The organism is Kitasatospora sp. NPDC052896 (assembly GCF_044547075.1).
In the GTDB taxonomy this organism is placed as follows: Bacteria; Actinomycetota; Actinomycetes; order Streptomycetales; family Streptomycetaceae; genus Kitasatospora.
Genome location: NZ_JBITZU010000016.1, coordinates 79928 through 94946 on the forward strand (window position 1 = coordinate 79928; position 15019 = coordinate 94946).

General features: G+C 73.7%; 14 protein-coding genes. 7 read left to right on the forward strand and 7 right to left on the reverse strand.

Going from position 1 to position 15019, the window contains the following annotated elements; all coding sequences use genetic code 11:
• Positions 1-66: 66 nt before the first annotated feature.
• Positions 67-2907 carry a DEAD/DEAH box helicase gene (locus tag ACIGXM_RS26480; protein WP_396565008.1) on the forward strand — a complete coding sequence of 947 codons (2841 nt, stop codon included), beginning with the start codon at positions 67-69 and terminating at the stop codon, positions 2905-2907.
• 74 nt (positions 2908-2981) lie between these two features.
• Here ACIGXM_RS26480 and ACIGXM_RS26485 read toward each other — a convergent pair whose 3' ends face one another.
• The 5 genes from ACIGXM_RS26485 to ACIGXM_RS26505 form a co-directional block, all read right to left on the reverse strand.
• On the reverse strand, positions 2982-4028 hold the full coding sequence (locus tag ACIGXM_RS26485) for a sphingomyelin phosphodiesterase (protein WP_396565010.1): 1047 nt from the start codon (positions 4026-4028) through the stop codon (positions 2982-2984).
• A gap of 151 nt (positions 4029-4179) precedes the next feature.
• Entirely contained in the window at positions 4180-5079 is a 900-nt protein-coding gene (locus ACIGXM_RS26490; protein ID WP_396565145.1) for a 5'-3' exonuclease H3TH domain-containing protein, read from the reverse strand.
• Positions 5080-5104: 25 nt separating this feature from the next.
• Positions 5105-5992 (reverse strand): PhzF family phenazine biosynthesis protein, encoded by an 888-nt coding sequence (locus tag ACIGXM_RS26495; RefSeq protein ID WP_396565012.1) that lies wholly within the window; start codon positions 5990-5992, stop codon positions 5105-5107.
• A 41-nt stretch (positions 5993-6033) separates the two neighbouring features.
• The gene (locus ACIGXM_RS26500) at positions 6034-7077 is read right to left on the reverse strand and encodes a cation diffusion facilitator family transporter (RefSeq protein WP_396565147.1); all 1044 of its coding nucleotides are present in this window, start codon (positions 7075-7077) and stop codon (positions 6034-6036) included.
• Between the two features lie 133 nt (positions 7078-7210).
• Positions 7211-7954, reverse strand: coding sequence for a gamma-glutamyl-gamma-aminobutyrate hydrolase family protein (locus ACIGXM_RS26505; protein WP_396565014.1), 744 nt, complete (start codon positions 7952-7954; stop codon positions 7211-7213).
• 186 nt (positions 7955-8140) lie between these two features.
• Here ACIGXM_RS26505 and ACIGXM_RS26510 point away from each other — a divergent pair, with 186 nt between their 5' ends.
• Entirely contained in the window at positions 8141-8914 is a 774-nt protein-coding gene (locus tag ACIGXM_RS26510; RefSeq protein WP_396565016.1) for an SDR family oxidoreductase, read from the forward strand.
• A gap of 111 nt (positions 8915-9025) precedes the next feature.
• Positions 9026-10213 (forward strand): DUF2510 domain-containing protein, encoded by a 1188-nt coding sequence (locus ACIGXM_RS26515; RefSeq protein ID WP_396565018.1) that lies wholly within the window; start codon positions 9026-9028, stop codon positions 10211-10213.
• 83 nt (positions 10214-10296) lie between these two features.
• On the opposite strand, the gene ACIGXM_RS26520 is transcribed toward ACIGXM_RS26515, so the two are convergent.
• Positions 10297-11547: an alanine racemase gene (locus ACIGXM_RS26520; protein WP_396565020.1), complete on the reverse strand. Its 1251-nt coding sequence runs from the start codon at positions 11545-11547 to the stop codon at positions 10297-10299.
• A gap of 227 nt (positions 11548-11774) precedes the next feature.
• Between ACIGXM_RS26520 and ACIGXM_RS26525 the strand changes: the two genes are divergently transcribed.
• Positions 11775-12509, forward strand: a complete 735-nt coding sequence (locus ACIGXM_RS26525) for an SseB family protein (RefSeq protein ID WP_396565022.1) — start codon at positions 11775-11777, stop codon at positions 12507-12509.
• Between the two features lie 30 nt (positions 12510-12539).
• On the opposite strand, the gene ACIGXM_RS26530 is transcribed toward ACIGXM_RS26525, so the two are convergent.
• Positions 12540-12926 carry a DUF1844 domain-containing protein gene (locus ACIGXM_RS26530; RefSeq protein WP_396565024.1) on the reverse strand — a complete coding sequence of 129 codons (387 nt, stop codon included), beginning with the start codon at positions 12924-12926 and terminating at the stop codon, positions 12540-12542.
• A 450-nt stretch (positions 12927-13376) separates the two neighbouring features.
• On the opposite strand from ACIGXM_RS26530, the gene infC reads away from it, so the two are divergent.
• From infC to rplT, 3 genes are all read left to right on the forward strand, one after another.
• Complete coding sequence (gene infC / locus ACIGXM_RS26535) at positions 13377-14087, forward strand: translation initiation factor IF-3 (RefSeq protein WP_396565149.1); 711 nt, start codon at positions 13377-13379, stop codon at positions 14085-14087.
• Between the two features lie 140 nt (positions 14088-14227).
• Positions 14228-14422 (forward strand): 50S ribosomal protein L35, encoded by a 195-nt coding sequence (rpmI, locus tag ACIGXM_RS26540; RefSeq protein WP_396565026.1) that lies wholly within the window; start codon positions 14228-14230, stop codon positions 14420-14422.
• A gap of 106 nt (positions 14423-14528) precedes the next feature.
• The gene (gene rplT / locus ACIGXM_RS26545; RefSeq protein WP_396565028.1) at positions 14529-14924 is read left to right on the forward strand and encodes a 50S ribosomal protein L20; all 396 of its coding nucleotides are present in this window, start codon (positions 14529-14531) and stop codon (positions 14922-14924) included.
• The last annotated feature ends 95 nt before the right edge of the window (positions 14925-15019 follow it).

Genomic DNA, 15019 nt, shown 5'->3' on the forward strand with positions numbered 1-15019 from the left:
CCGCCCGCGCAGCCACAGGCGTCACCGTCTGTGCCCCACCACCACGGGAAGAACGAGGTGACGCCGATGAGCAGCGCCCTGTCCGACGATGACGCCCTGAGCCCCGCCGAGGCCTACGCGGCCGCCCGTCGGCGTGCCCAGGAGCAGGCCACCGCCCTGTACGGCTTCCAGGAGCTGTACGACTTCCCGCTCGACCCGTTCCAGCTGGAGGCCTGCGAGGCGCTGGAGCAGGGTTCCGGCGTCCTGGTCGCCGCGCCGACCGGCTCCGGCAAGACCATCGTCGGCGAGTTCGCCGTCCACCTCGCGCTGGCCGCCGGGCGCAAGTGCTTCTACACCACCCCGATCAAGGCCCTCTCCAACCAGAAGTACGGCGACCTGGTCAAGCGGTACGGCGCCGCCAGGGTCGGCCTGCTCACCGGTGACAACTCGGTCAACGGTGACGCGCCGATCGTGGTGATGACCACCGAGGTGCTGCGCAACATGCTCTACGCGGGCTCCTCGACCCTGGCCGGCCTCGGCTACGTGGTGATGGACGAGGTGCACTACCTCGCCGACCGGTTCCGCGGCGCGGTCTGGGAGGAGGTGATCATCCACCTGCCCGAGTCGGTCACCCTGGTCTCGCTCTCCGCCACGGTCTCCAACGCCGAGGAGTTCGGCGACTGGCTGGACACCGTCCGCGGCGGCACCAAGGTGATCGTCTCCGAGCACCGTCCGGTCCCGCTCTGGCAGCACGTGATGGCCGGCAGCCGGATGTACGATCTGTTCTCCAACCCGGACGCGGACGGCCGCCCGAAGAACGCCCCGCGCAACCCGGCCAAGGCGGTCAACCCCGAGTTGGTCCGGCTGGCCCGGGCCGAGGCCGACCGCAACCCGCGGTTCCAGCGCGGCCGGGGCCGCTCGATGTCCAACGGCCGTCCGGGCCGGGTCTGGACCCCCGGCCGGGTCGAGGTGATCGACCGGCTGGACGCCGAGGGCCTGCTGCCGGCGATCACCTTCATCTTCAGCCGGGCCGGCTGCGAGGCCGCCGTGCAGCAGTGCCTGGCCTCCGGGCTGCGGCTCAACAAGGACACCGAGCGCGCCCAGGTGCGCGCGCTGGTCGAGGAGCGCTGCGCCGCCATCCCCGACGAGGACCTGCACGTCCTCGGCTACTTCGAGTGGCTGGACGCGCTGGAGCGCGGCGTCGCCGCCCACCACGCGGGCATGCTGCCGCGGTTCAAGGAGGTGGTCGAGGAGCTGTTCCTGAAGGGCCTGGTGAAGGCGGTCTTCGCCACCGAGACGCTGGCGCTGGGCATCAACATGCCCGCCCGCTCGGTGGTGATGGAGAAGCTGGTCAAGTGGAACGGCGAGACGCACGCCGACATCACCCCCGGCGAGTACACCCAGCTCACCGGCCGGGCCGGCCGGCGCGGCATCGACATCGAGGGCCACGCGGTGGTGCTCTGGCAGCGCGGTCTCGACCCGGAGGCGCTGGCCGGGCTGGCGGGCACCCGGACGTACCCGCTGAAGTCGTCGTTCCGGCCGTCCTACAACATGGCCGTCAACCTGGTCTCGCAGTTCGGCCGGCACCGCTCGCGCGAGCTGCTGGAGACCTCGTTCGCCCAGTTCCAGGCCGACCGCTCGGTGGTCGGCATCGCCAAGCAGGTGCAGCGCAACGAGGAGGGCCTGGAGGGCTACCGCGACGCGATGACCTGCCACCTGGGCGACTTCGAGGAGTACATGGGTCTGCGCCGGGCGCTCAAGGAGCGGGAGAACGAGCTGGCCCGGGAGGGCAGCAGCCAGCGCCGGGCCGCCGCGGTCGAGGCCGTCGAGGCGCTCAGGCCGGGCGACGTGATCCACGTCCCGAGCGGCAAGTTCGCCGGGCTGGCACTGGTGCTCGACCCCGGCCTGCCGCCGGTCAGCCGCAGCGGCCGCGGCGGACCGCGCCACCCGGACTATCAGGACGGCCCGCGTCCGGTGGTGCTCACCGCCGAGCGGCAGGTCAAGCGGCTCGCGATGATCGACTTCCCGTACCCGGTGGTCGCCGTCGACCGGCTGCGGATCCCCAAGTCGTTCAACCCGCGCAGCCCGCAGTCCCGTCGCGACCTGGCCTCCGCGCTGCGCACCAAGGCCGGCCACCTGGAGCCCGAGCGCTACCGCAAGGGCCGGGCGGCGGCCGCCGACGACCCGGAGATCGCCCGGCTGCGCGGCGAGCTGCGCCGGCACCCGTGCCACGGCTGCGACGAGCGTGAGGACCACGCCCGCTGGTCCGAGCGCTACCACCGGCTGCACCGCGACACCGAGGTGCTGGAGCGCCGGATGCGCTCGCGCACCCACACCATCGCGCGCACCTTCGACCGGGTCTGCGCGCTGCTCAGCGACCTCGGCTACCTCAAGGGCGACACCGTCACCGCGGACGGCAAGCGGCTCGGCCGGCTCTACGGCGAGCTCGACCTGCTGGCCTCGGAGTGCATCCGGGAGGGGGTCTGGAAGGACCTCTCGGTGGCCGAACTCGCGGCCTGCGCCTCGGCGTTGGTCTACGAGGCGCGGCAGGCCGACGACGCCGCGGCGCCCCGGGTGCCGGAGGGCGGCGCCAAGGAGGCGCTGGGCCGGATGGTCCGGATCTGGGGCCACCTGGACGCCCTGGAGGAGCAGCACCGGATCTCCACCGCCGAGGGCGTCGGCCAGCGCGAGCCCGACCTGGGCTTCGCCTGGATCGCCTACCGCTGGGCGCTCGGCCACGACCTGGACTCGGTGCTGCGCGACGCCGACATGCCGGCCGGCGACTTCGTCCGTTGGACCAAGCAGCTGATCGACGTGCTGAGCCAGATCCAGGACGCCGCCGGCGAGGACGCGGGGCTGCGCACCACCGCGCGCAAGGCGGTGGACGCGCTGCGCCGCGGCATCATCGCCTACTCCTCGATCGGCTGAACCACCGTACGCCGCAAGGCGGTCGGGCCCGGAACCGATCAACACGGCTCCGGGCCCGTTCAGTTGGCCGGTGCTCAGCCCAACTGGAAGGTGGCCTGCACCGGGTAGTGGTCGCTCGGCGCGTTGCTGTCGAGCTGGCCCGCCGTCCAGCCGGCCTGCGGGTCGAAGTCGGTCCGCACGGACGGCAGCGCCAACGGCACCGGGCGGCCCGGGGCGTTGAGGTAGCCGAGGTAGTCCAGGTCGTCCTGGTAGTCCTTGGCGAAGCTCTCCACGCCCGACATGTACTGGCACCAGGCGGAGACCGGGCAGTCCATGGTGGTCAGCTGGCCCGGGTCGGTGGCCGGGGTGCCGAGCACACCGCCCACCGCCGCCTGGGCGTTGGCGTAGTCGCCGCGGCCCTGGCCGTGGTAGTACTCGACGTTGAGGTCGCCACCGAGGAGCACCGGCCCGTTCGCCCCGACGATCCCGTTCACCCAGCCCTGGATCTCGCCGAGTTGGGCGAGCCGGGTGGTCTGGGTGGTGTCGGTGGAGGTGTTGCTCTGGTCGGCCTGCAGGTGGGTGCCGACCACCCAGGTCGGGACGCCGCCCTTGTTCACCTCGGCCAGCACCGCGCCCTTGTTGGCGTCGTAGTCCCAGGTGCCGGAGGTGGAGTCGGAGAAGACGTGGGCGTACTGGGCCGAGATCGGGTACTTGGAGAGGATCATCGTCCCGCCGTTGATCACGAACGGGGAGTTGGAGCAGTTGCCGCTGATGCCGCTCCAGCCGCCGCCCGAGCAGGTCTGGCCGACCACCGGCGTGTGGTACGGGTAGAGGTCGGCGAGCTTGCTGACGATGTCATCGGTCGAGTCGTGGTTGAACAGTTCGTCCAGGACCACCACGTCGGCGCTGTGCTGGCGGATCACCGACTCGATCACCGGGGTGCGCCGGGCGGCCTGCTCGTTCTGGCTCCAGTCGACCACGGCGGTGCCGAGGTCGACGTTCCAGGCGAGGACCGAGAGGGTGCTGCCGCTCGGCGCGGCGGCGGGGGCCGCCGCGCCGGCGGTCGGCGCGGTGGCGCCGCCGAGCAGGGCGGTCGCGGCGACGGCGGAGGCGAGCGCGGCGGCGGTACGGCGCAGGGACATGATGACGGCTCCTGACGACGGGTCAGCTGTGAGCGGGACAGCGGAACCGTAGCCACCGACCGGTACGTCCGGAGGAACACCAACCGATCGGACCATGGCGGAAAGATGTCTGCACAACCTTGCGCCGCACGCCTTGGCGGGCGGCCCCGGTTCAGCCCGCGAGCGCGGCCAGCACCCGGTCCAGCGAGCTTCCCAGGCCCCAGCGGGTGGACAGCTCCTCCAGCGTCATCGGGTCCAGCGGCTCGCCGGGCAGCGCCGGGTCGAGCGCCGGCAGCGGCACGTCGGTGGCCACCCGGACCACCGTCGGCGCCACGTCCAGATACGCCGAGCCGGCCAGCAGGTTCTTCCGCCGGGCCGGGGTGAGCTTGGAGAGCGGGTCGAGCGCCGCCTGCCGGATGCCGGCCAGGTCGCCGTACTGGGCGATCAGCTGGGCCGCCGTCTTCTCGCCGATGCCCCTGACCCCGGGCAGACCGTCGCTCGGGTCACCGCGCAGCGCCGCCAGGTCGGCGTACTGGGCGCCGCCCACCCCGTACTTCTCGCGCAGCAGCGCCTCGTCGGTGAGCTGCGCCTGGCCGACGCCCTTGACCGGGTAGAGCACGGTGATGCCGCGGGCGTCGTCGACCAGCTGGAACAGGTCGCGGTCGCCGGTGACGATCTGCACCGGCCCAGTGGCCCGGGCGGTGAGGGTGCCGATCACGTCGTCCGCCTCGTAGCCGGGCACGCCGACCCGGGCGATGCCGAGCGCGTCCAGCACCTGCTCGATCACCGGCACCTGCGGGGCCAGTGTGTCGGGGACCTCCTCCTCGCCCTCGGTGGCCTCGGCGGCCAGCCGGTGGGTCTTGTAACTGGGGATCAGGTCCACCCGCCACTGCGGGCGCCAGTCGGCGTCCAGGCAGGCGACCAGCTGGTCCGGGCGGTGGTCCTGGACCAGCCGGGCGATGAAGTCCAGCAGGCCGCGCACGGCGTTCACCGGCACGCCGTCGGGGGACTTCACGGATTCCGGGACGCCGAAGTAGGCGCGGAAGTAGAGGCTGGCGGTGTCGAGCAGCATCAGTCGCGGTGCGGTCACCCGCCGATCATCCCGCATGCGCACCCCCGGCCGGGCCGCACTGCGGGTCGGGGAGTCGGACCGCCGCGCCGGAGACCCGGACCCGTGGGTCGCCGGCCCGCAGCCCGACCCCCAGCACGCCCGGCCGACCCAGGTCCTCGCCCTGGTGCAGGAGCAGCTCGGCGGTGGCCGGCGCCTCGCCCAGCTCGCGCAGGTAGGCCCCGAAGGCCGCCGCCGCGGCGCCGGTGGCCGGGTCCTCCACCACCCCGCCGACCGGGAACGGGTCGCGGACGTGGAACTCCGTCGCCGAGGCGCGCCAGACCAGCTGCAGGGTGATCAGGTCACGGGCGGTCATGAGGGCGGCCAGCCGGTCGAAGTCGTAGTCCAGCCGGGCCAGCCGCTCCCGGGTGGCGGCGGCCAGCACCAGGTGCCGGGCACCGGCGTAGGCGATCCGCGGTGGCAGCGTCGGGTCCAGCTCGTCCGCCCGCCAGTCCAGGGCGGCCAGCGCCTCCTGGACGTCGGCCGGATCGACCTCCAGCACCCGCGGCTCGACGCTGGTGAGGGTGGCCCGCAGCACGCCGTCCCGGTCGGCCGCGACGGTGACCGGCACCGGGCCGGCCGCGGTGGCGAACACCAGCTCGCCCGGGGCGGAGCGTTCGGCGATCGCGATCGCGGCCGCCACCGTGGCGTGCCCGCAGAACGGCACCTCGCGGGTCGGCGCGAAGTACCGCACGGTGAAGTGGCCGGGCCGGCCCTGCGGGTCGGGGGTGAGGAAGGCCGTCTCGGAGTAGCCGAGCCCGGCGGCGATGGCGAGCTGCTGCTCGTCCGTCAGGCCGCTCGCGTCCGGCACCACCCCCGCCGGGTTGCCGCCGACGGGGGTGGTGGTGAACGCGGCGTACCGCAGCACTGTGGTCATGATCGGACGAACCGGCCGGTGGGCGCGGGCATTCCGCCGGCTCAGTGCGAGTGCGGGCCGCTGCGGTGCACCGGGCCGTGCGAGTCCGCGCAGTGCTCGGCGGCGAGTGCCTCGGCGGCGTCGCTGATCTGCAGCAGCTGCTGGTCGTCGTCCTCGCCGACGTGGTCCACCTGGAGGGTGGCGTGGGTGATCCGGTACTCGTCGCGCAGCCGGCGCTGGAGGTCGCGGCGGACGGCGTGGCAGTCCCCGCCCGGGGCGACCAGGATGTGCGCGGAGAGCGCGGGCTGGCCGGAGGTGATCTCCCAGACGTGCAGGTCGTGGATCTCCTCCACCTGCGGGGTGGCGACCAGCCGGTCGGCCAGCGAGTCCGGGTCGACCCCGGCCGGGGCGGCCTCCAGGAAGATCCGCGCGGAGTCCCGGATCAGCCCGGTGCCGGCCCGCAGCATCAGCGCCACCACGATCAGCGAGGCGATCGCGTCGGCCCGCAGGAAGCCGGTGGTGAGCATGACGGCGCCGGCGACGGCGGTGGCGATGAAGGCGTACAGGTCGGTCAGCACGTGCTGGAAGGCGCCCTCGACGTTCAGCGAGCTGCGGTTGGCCTTCGACATGCACCAGGCGGCGGCCACGTTGACCACGATCCCGACCAGCGCGGTGACCAGCACCAGCCCGCCCTGGACCGGCGGCGGCTCGATCAGCCGGCGGGCCGCCTCGTAGCCGAGCCAGAGCGACAGCACCAGCAGGGTGATCCCGTTCGCCTGGGCGGAGAGGATCTCGGCCCGCTTGAGGCCGTAGGTGTAGCCGCCGCGGGCCGGCCGGGCGGCCAGCCGCATGGCGACCAGGGCCAGCACGATGGAGGCCGCGTCGGTCAGCATGTGCGCCGCGTCGGAGAGCAGGGCCAGCGAGTGGGCGGCCAGGCCGATCGCGACCTCGCCGGCCATGAAGACCACGATCAGGGCGAGCGCGCTGGTCAACCAGCGCCGGTCGGCGTCGGCGGCCACGCCGTGCGAGTGGCCGTGGCCGTGGTGGTCCGCGTGGTCATGCGCATGATCATGAGGTGCGTGCTGGTGGTCGTGGTGGCCGGCCATCGCGGTCGTCTCCTGAACGCTGGTGGTGGTCAAGGACGGGTGCCCTGCACGGGAAGTGAACCGCAGATCGGACGAAGATCCAAAGGCTGCACTGGTGACCGTTGTCGTTCCGATCTGTACACCGACGGACCCCTTACACAACGACCTCCGCGGACACGGCCCGTTCGGCGGCGGCCACGCCGGCCGCCCGGACCAGGGCCTCGGTGAGCCGCTGGTCATCGCCCTGCTCCGGGTGCCACTGCACGCCGAGGACGAACCCCGGGCCCTCCACCGCCTCCACCGTGCCGTCCTCGGCCAGTGCCGAGACCCGCAGCCCCTCGCCGATCCGGTCGGCCGCCTGGTGGTGCAGGGTCGGCACGGAGAGCACGGGCTCCGGCAGCAGCTCGGCCAGCAGCGTGCCGGGCAGCGGGCGGACCGGGTGGTGGTCGTAGCGGCCACCCTCGACGGCGCCGTGCCCGTGGTGGCCGACCAGGTCCGGCAGGTGCTGCACCAGTGAGCCGCCGCAGACCACGTTGAGCAGTTGCATGCCGCGGCAGATCGCCAGCAGCGGCAGCCCGGCGGCCAGCGCCGCGCGCAGCAGCGCGCCCTCGAAGGCGTCCCGCTCGGGCTCCGGCGGGTCGGTGTGCGGATCGGCCGGCTGCCCGTAGAGCGCGGGGTTGACGTCGCCGCCGCCGCTGACCACCAGGCCGTCCAGCGGGGCGAGCAGCTCCGGCGCGTGCTCCGGGGCGTTCGGTGGCAGCAGCACGGGCAACCCTCCGCAGGCCCGGACCTGGTCGGCGTAGTGCTCCGGCACCAGGACGACCGGGCGGGCCCGCCAGGACCCCCAGTTCACCGCGACGCGGTAGGCGCTGATTCCGATCAGTGGCTTCTGGCTCATACCTTCGGATCCTGTGCCGCGCGCTGACGCCACGTCAATCCGAGCCGGGCGCGGTGGGGCGAACGGGTGGACGCCGGGTCAGAAACGGGCGCGCACCGTGCCGGAGCGGCCCTGGCGCGCTCTACCGTGCGGGGGTGCCCCGGCGCTCCCGCCGGGGCGGGCCCGGCTGCCGGAGGAGCGCTCGCCATGACCGTGCTGGACCCGGGCGCGACCCACTGCCGGCGGCTGGTCGGCCGGACCGCGGTGGTCACCGGGGGTGGGAGCGGCGTCGGCCTGGCCACCGTCCGCCGGCTGGCCGCCGAGGGGGCCCGGGTGGTGGTGGCCGACCTGGACGAGGACGCCGGCGCGGCGGCGGCCGAGCAGGTCGGCGGGCTCTTCGTGGCGACCGACGTGACCGAGCCGGCGATGGTCGAGGCGCTCTACGACACCGCCTACGAGACCTGCGGCGGCGTGGACATCGCCTTCCACCACCCGTCCGGGCCGGCGGCGGACGGGCACTCGATCCTGACCACCGGGCCGGCCGCCTGGCAACGGGCCCAGCAGCTGCACCTCGGTTCGGTCTACCTCTGCTGCCAGGCGGTGCTGCCCTACATGCGGCGGCACGGGCGCGGCTCGATCGTCAACACGGCCGGCTTCCCGACCCGGCCCGGCGCCGCGGCCGAGCAGATCTCCGCCACGGCGGCGCGGGGCGGGGTGCTGGCGCTCTCCCGCGCGCTCGGGGTGCAGTTCGCCCGGGAGGGCATCCGGGTCAACGCGCTCGTGGCCGGCCCGGTGGAGCACGGCCAGCACCCGCGAGCCCCCGGCGAGCGGCCGGCACGGATCCCGCTCGGCCGGTTCGCCCGGCCCGCGGAGATCGCCGCGACGGTGGCCTTCCTGGCGAGCGACGACTCGTCGTTCATCACCGCGAGCGAATTCCTGGTGGACGGCGGGCTGGCGGCGGCCGGCGCGGGGGCGTTCTAGCGGGGGGTCCGGGACGGCCGGCCGGACTCTCACCGTAATCTCATCCGAAATGGCCCCTTCGTGGGGCTCAGTTGATTTCGCGTTTATCCGTCGAGCCATACATTTTCTGCTGTGAGTGACGCGAAGATTCCGGCCGGGTGGTACCCGGACCCGCAGGACACCAGCAGCGACCCCCGGCCCGAGCGCTGGTGGGACGGCATCGGCTGGACGGCGACCACCCGTCCCGGTGGCGCGGCCGAGGAGGACACCGCCGTGCTCGACGGTGCCCGGGTGATCGAGGGCGAGGTGCTGGACAGCGGCCACACCGTGCGCTTCCCGGAGCCGCCGGCCGGGGACGGGTCCACCGCCGCGGGGGCGGGGGAGCCGGGCTCGGTGCCGTTCCCGTTCGCCGACGCGGTGATCACGAAGCAGCGGCCGTCCGTGCTCAGGCGGCTGGCCAAGCCCGTGGTGGTGGCCGCCGCGGTGGCGGGCCTGCTCGGCCTCGGCATCGGCTCGGGGGTGACCTACCTGGCCGTGCACAAGGACGGTGGACGGGCGGTCGCCCAGCCCGCCCCGCAGCAGAACGGCGGCAGCGGCGGCGCGGGTCCCCGGCACTTCGGCGGTGGCGGCAGCGGCGGCTCGGGCGGGTCCGGCGGTGGCGGCGGCATCCCCGGCTTCCCGGGCCTCCCGGGCGGTGGCGGCGGGGACGGCTCCGGCGGCAGCGGCGGCTCCAACGTCGCCGTGGACATGGTCGACGGCATCTCGCTGCCGGTCCCGGCCGGCTGGCAGGGCGGTACCGCCGCCGACGGCACCGCCGCGCTCACCGTCGGCAGCTACACCTGCCCGGGCGGCAGCGGGAGCAGCGGGTCCGGCGGCGGTGGCAGCGGCGGTTCGGGTGGTTCCGGTGGTTCCGGTGGCAACACCTGCTCGCTCGGCGGGGTCACCACCGGCAGCGTCCAGGGCACCGACCCGCAGACCGTCGCCAAGTCGGACATCGCCACCGCGGCCCAGCAGTCCTACGGCGCGATCAAGGGCCACCAGGAGCTCAAGTCCGAGCCGGTCACGGTCGACGGTCGCAGCGGCTACCTGGTGCGCTGGCAGGTCACCGCGCCGGTGGGCAACAACGGCTACGTGGAGACCGTGGTGTTCCCGGCCGCGAGCGGCAAGAACCTGATCGCGGTGCACTTCGGCTTCGACATCGCCCAGAGCGCCCCCGACGTGTCGGTGATGGACACCATCGTCCAGGGCATCACCGACTACTCCGGCTCGGCCGGTGGTCCGGCCGGCGGCTCCGGCGGAGGGTCGGCCAGCTCCACCTGACGCGCCCCGCCGCGTCCCCCGAACACGCGCCCCGCCGCCTCCCCGGTGCAGCGGGGCGCGTCCACGTCCGCCCGCCCGGCGGTCTACAGGAACGCGTGGCCCTCGCCCCGGTAGGTCGGCACGGTGTCCACCACCCGGTCGCCCTCGACCAGCCGCAGCTCGGCGAAGCGCTCGCACAGCTCTCCGGCCTTGGCGTGCCGGAACCAGACCCGGTCGCCGATCAGCAGGTCGTCCGCGGCCGGGCCGAGCAGCGGGGTCTGCACCTCGCCGGCGCCCTCCTGCGGGTCGTAGCGCAGCCCCGGTGGCAGGTACGGCACCGGCGAGCGGTCCGGCCCCGCCGCGCCCGAGGCCGGGTAGCCGCCGCCGAGCACGGTGACCACGCCCACGCCCGGCCGGCGGACCACCGGCTGGGCGAAGAGCGCGGCCGGACGGCCCCGGAACGCGCGGTAGTTGTCGAACAGCCGCGGCTGGTAGAGCCCCGAGCCGGCCGCCACCTCGGTCACCGCGGCCTCGGCGACCGTGCTCTCCACGCTGCCGGTGCCGCCGCCGTTGACGAACTCCAGGTCGGCCACCTGGCGCACCGCCCGCACCGCCGCCCAACGCCGGTCGGCCAGCTCGGCGCGGGCCCGGTCCTGCATCAGGCGGATCACCCGGGACCGCACCGGCCGGCCCGCGACCGAGTCGCCGACCCCCGCGACGTGGCCCTCGTACGCCATCAGCCCGACCACCCGGAACCCCGCGCGCCGCTGCACCAGTTCGGCGAAGGCGGCCAGCTGCTCCGGGGTGCGCAGCGGCGAGCGCCGGGCGCCGACCCGAACCCGCCCGCCGAGCAGCTGCAGCGCGGTGTCCAACTCCAGGCAGACCCGCACCTGTTCACCGCCGGCCCGGGCCCGATCGACCAGGTCCAGCTGCGCCGGGTCGTCCACCAGCACGGTGACGGCGGTGGCCAGCTCCGGGTCGGCGGTCAGCTCGGCGAAGCCGGCCCGGTCGGCCGACGGGTAGGCCAGCAGGACGTCCGGGAAGCCGGAGCGGGCCAGCCAGAGCGACTCGGCGAGCGTGAAGCTCATCAGCCCGGCGAAGCCGTCCATCGCCAACACCCGCTCCAGCAGTGCCCGGCAGCGCACCGACTTGCTGGCCACCCGGATCGGCTTGCCGTCCGCCCGGCGGACCAGGTCGGCGGCGTTGGCGTCGAAGGCCGCCAGGTCGACGATGGCCAGCGGGGCGTCCAGGTGCGCGGTCGCCCGGTCGTAGCGGGCGCGGTCGGCCGCCGGGGAAACCCGGGAAACTCGGGAAACCGCCGGGGAAACCACCGGCGAGGAGGTGAGGTGGGCCATGCGCGCAGACTGCCACAGGGCTGATACCCGTGGGTAGGGTCCGGACCGGCCCAGCCGACCACGGCGGCCGGGCGGTAGCCGCACGAAGTCGGCCTCCAGCGGGGCCGGACAGGCCGTGCCGGCCCGCCGCGGCTGGGTCGCCACGGCGAAGCCGAACACCGCCGGCAGGCCGCCGTCGGTGTTCGGCTTCGCGCGGGCCCGCGCGCCGTAGCGGCTAGGCTCACCGGGTGGACCGCAAGAACATCCCGAACCCCGGTTTCGCCGACGACGACGGCTCGGCCGACCCGGCGTTGGCCAAGGCACTGGCCGACTGGTCGCAGGACCCGGCTGCCGAGCCCGCGCTGCTGGCCGCGTTGCCCGCCGCCCGCCTGATGGTGCCGATCGTGGCCCTGCTCGGCGAGGTGGAGGTGGACGCCGCGGGGCTGAAGCACGAGAAGACCAGCGACATGGCGGTGCCGGTGATCGAGGCACCGGACGGGCGGCGCGGGCTGCCCGCCTTCACCTCGTTGGAGACGCTGGCCCGCTGGCGAGCCGACGCTCGCCCGGCACCGGTGGCCGCGCCGCAGGCGGTGCTGGCCGCCTACTCGGAGCGGGCCGACACGCTGCTGATCGACCCGGCCGGCCCGGTGGCCTACCAGCTCACGGGCGCCCGGATGCGCGCGGTGGCCGAGAACCGGGTCTGGCTGCCGCCGGTCGAGGACCCGGACGTGCTGGCCGCGCTGCGCCCCCTGTTGGCGGCCGAGCCGCAGGTGCTGCGGGCGCAGCTGCGGCCGGGCGAGCAGACCGACGCGGTGCTGGCGCTCGGGCTGGCCGAGGGCGCGCCGGTCCAGGAGCTGGCCCAGCGGCTGGCCGGGGAGCTGGCGGCCGACCCCACGCTGCGGGTGCGGCTGGGGCGCGGGATGGACCTCGCGCTGCTGCCCGCGGGCGCCGAGCCCGCGGGGCAGCTCTTCTACCAGCGCTGAAGGTCTTCCACCAGCCCGGAAGGCGCGGCGTCAGGAGTAGACCGGCCCGGTGAACTTCTCGCCGGGGCCGGCGCCGGGGGCGTCCGGGACCAGCGAGGCCTCGCGGAAGGCGAGCTGGAGCGAGCGCAGCCCGTCGCGCAGCGGCGCGGCGTGGAAGTTGCTGATCTCCGGCGCGCCGGCGGTGACCAGGCCGGCCAGCGCGGTGATCAGCTTGCGGGCCTCGTCCAGGTCCTTGTCGGCCTCGCCGCCCTCGGCCAGACCGCACTTGACGGCCGCCGCGCTCATCAGGTGCACCGCGACCGTGGTGATCACCTCGACCGCCGGCACCTCCGCGATGTCGCGGGTCAGGTCGTCGAAGCCGATCGCGTCGTCGGCTGCGGGGTCGGCGGGGCGGTCGCCGGTGGGCTCGGTGCTCAAGGGAGGCTCATTCCATAGCGGTGGATCCGTACCCCCGGAGCGTACAAGGGCGGGTCCGACGGGTGGGAATACCGCCCACCCCCGGAACGCTGGTATGATTCGAGACTGACCGGCCAGGTTCCGTCATGGTGCCCGGCCAGCAAGTGGAGGCTCCACTGCGGAGGCCCGAGAGGGCAACCCGAAAGTCTCCCACCTGATCGGCCTCGCGGTCGACGGGTCCCGGTCCGCGACGGTAGCCGCAAGGCTGCCAGTCGCCAGGTGCCGCCCGGAAGGGCGCGCCCCCGGTCGTGTGGAGCCCCGCCTGTATACCGAGCGGGGCTTTTTTCGTGCCGCGGTGCGTACGCCGTAGGCAGCGCAGCACGAATGAAGCCCCGCCCAGTGGTCGAAGTCCACTACGTGCGACCGCCTGCCTGACGGCCGCATCGCAGAAGGTGCAACCGAGGAGGCCCCATCAGCACCGAGCCCCGCATCAACGACCGGATTCGCGTCCCCGAGGTGCGACTCGTCGGTCCCAGCGGCGAGCAGGTCGGCATCGTGCCGCTTGCCAAGGCGCTGGAGCTTGCGCAGGAGTACGACCTCGACCTGGTCGAGGTCGCGGCGACCGCCCGGCCGCCGGTGTGCAAGCTCATGGACTACGGCAAGTTCAAGTACGAGTCGGCCATGAAGGCCCGTGAGGCGCGCAAGAACCAGGCGCACACGGTCATCAAGGAGATGAAGCTCCGGCCGAAGATCGACCCGCACGACTATGACACCAAGAAGGGTCACGTCGTCCGGTTCCTCAAGCAGGGCGACAAGGTCAAGATCACGATCATGTTCCGTGGTCGCGAGCAGTCCCGTCCCGAGCTGGGTTTCCGACTGCTGCAGCGGCTCGCCAACGACGTCCAGGACCTGGGCTTCGTGGAGTCCTCGGCCAAGCAGGACGGCCGTAACATGATCATGGTTCTCGGCCCGCACAAGAAGAAGACCGAGGCGATGGCCGAGGCCCGCGCGGCGGCTGACGCCCGCAAGGCCGAGCGCCAGGGCCGCACCAGCGGCCAGGACGACGTTGACACCGCTGACGACGCCGTGGACGCGGCCGTCGAGGCGGAGGAGAACGAGGCGACGGACGGCGAGCAGGCCGCCCCCGCCGAGCAGCCGGCCGAGGTCGCTCAGGACGCCTGAGCCCCCGGGCTCCGGACGGTCCGAGTGGTCCGGCCACCACGGTTCCGGGGCACCCGCCCCGGCGACCGGAAACACCCAGCGCCCGGGTCCGCGCAGCTGCCTGCGCGGACCGGGGCGGACCGACGAGGAGATACGGCGACATGCCGAAGCAGAAGACGCACAGTGGCGCCAGCAAGCGCTTCAAGATCACGGGCTCGGGCAAGGTGCTGCGCGAGCGCGCCGGCAAGCGCCACCTCCTGGAGCACAAGCCCTCCACGCTGACCCGCCGTCTGACCGGCAACGCCGAGATGGCCCCCGCCGACGCCAAGAAGATCAAGAAGCTTCTCGGCAAGTGATCGCCCGCCGCGGTGGTGACACCGCGGAGTCCGGCTGATCCTTCCCGACCTATTCGAATGACGGACCACGTGAAGTAGTCCGTGGTCCAACCCAAGGAGTAATGAAGTGGCACGCGTCAAGCGGGCAGTGAACGCCCACAAGAAGCGCCGGGTCATCCTCGAGCGGGCCAGCGGTTACCGCGGCCAGCGGTCGCGCCTGTACCGCAAGGCCAAGGAGCAGGTCACCCACTCGCTCGTCTACAACTACAACGACCGCAAGAAGCGCAAGGGCGACTTCCGGCAGCTCTGGATCCAGCGCATCAACGCCGCTGCCCGTGCCAACGGCATGACCTACAACCGCTTCGTGCAGGGTCTGAAGGCCGCCAACATCGAGATCGACCGCAAGATGCTGGCCGAGCTCGCCGTCAACGACACCACCGCGTTCGCCGCGCTGGTCGAGGCCGCCCAGAAGGCGCTCCCGGCCGACGTCAACGCGCCGAAGGTCGCTGCCGACGCCGCCTGATCCACTCCGGATCGCCGCTGGGCACTCCAGACCCGCAGGTTCCCCGTGAGCCTGCGGGTCTGGTCGCTTCGGCACCCGTCCCGGGCCGCACCCGC

Bases quoted from the DNA above. Each gene is read 5' to 3' on its own strand.
- ACIGXM_RS26480 (WP_396565008.1), top strand. From the start codon at position 67: ATGAGCAGCGCCCTGTCCGACGATGACGCCCTGAGCCCCGCCGAGGCC.
- ACIGXM_RS26485 (WP_396565010.1), bottom strand. From the start codon at position 4,028: ATGTCCCTGCGCCGTACCGCCGCCGCGCTCGCCTCCGCCGTCGCCGCG.
- ACIGXM_RS26490 (WP_396565145.1), bottom strand. From the start codon at position 5,079: ATGCTGCTCGACACCGCCAGCCTCTACTTCCGCGCCTACTTCGGCGTC.
- ACIGXM_RS26495 (WP_396565012.1), bottom strand. From the start codon at position 5,992: ATGACCACAGTGCTGCGGTACGCCGCGTTCACCACCACCCCCGTCGGC.
- ACIGXM_RS26500 (WP_396565147.1), bottom strand. From the start codon at position 7,077: ATGGCCGGCCACCACGACCACCAGCACGCACCTCATGATCATGCGCAT.
- ACIGXM_RS26505 (WP_396565014.1), bottom strand. From the start codon at position 7,954: ATGAGCCAGAAGCCACTGATCGGAATCAGCGCCTACCGCGTCGCGGTG.
- ACIGXM_RS26510 (WP_396565016.1), top strand. From the start codon at position 8,141: ATGACCGTGCTGGACCCGGGCGCGACCCACTGCCGGCGGCTGGTCGGC.
- ACIGXM_RS26520 (WP_396565020.1), bottom strand. From the start codon at position 11,547: ATGGCCCACCTCACCTCCTCGCCGGTGGTTTCCCCGGCGGTTTCCCGA.
- rpmI (WP_396565026.1), top strand. From the start codon at position 14,228: ATGCCGAAGCAGAAGACGCACAGTGGCGCCAGCAAGCGCTTCAAGATC.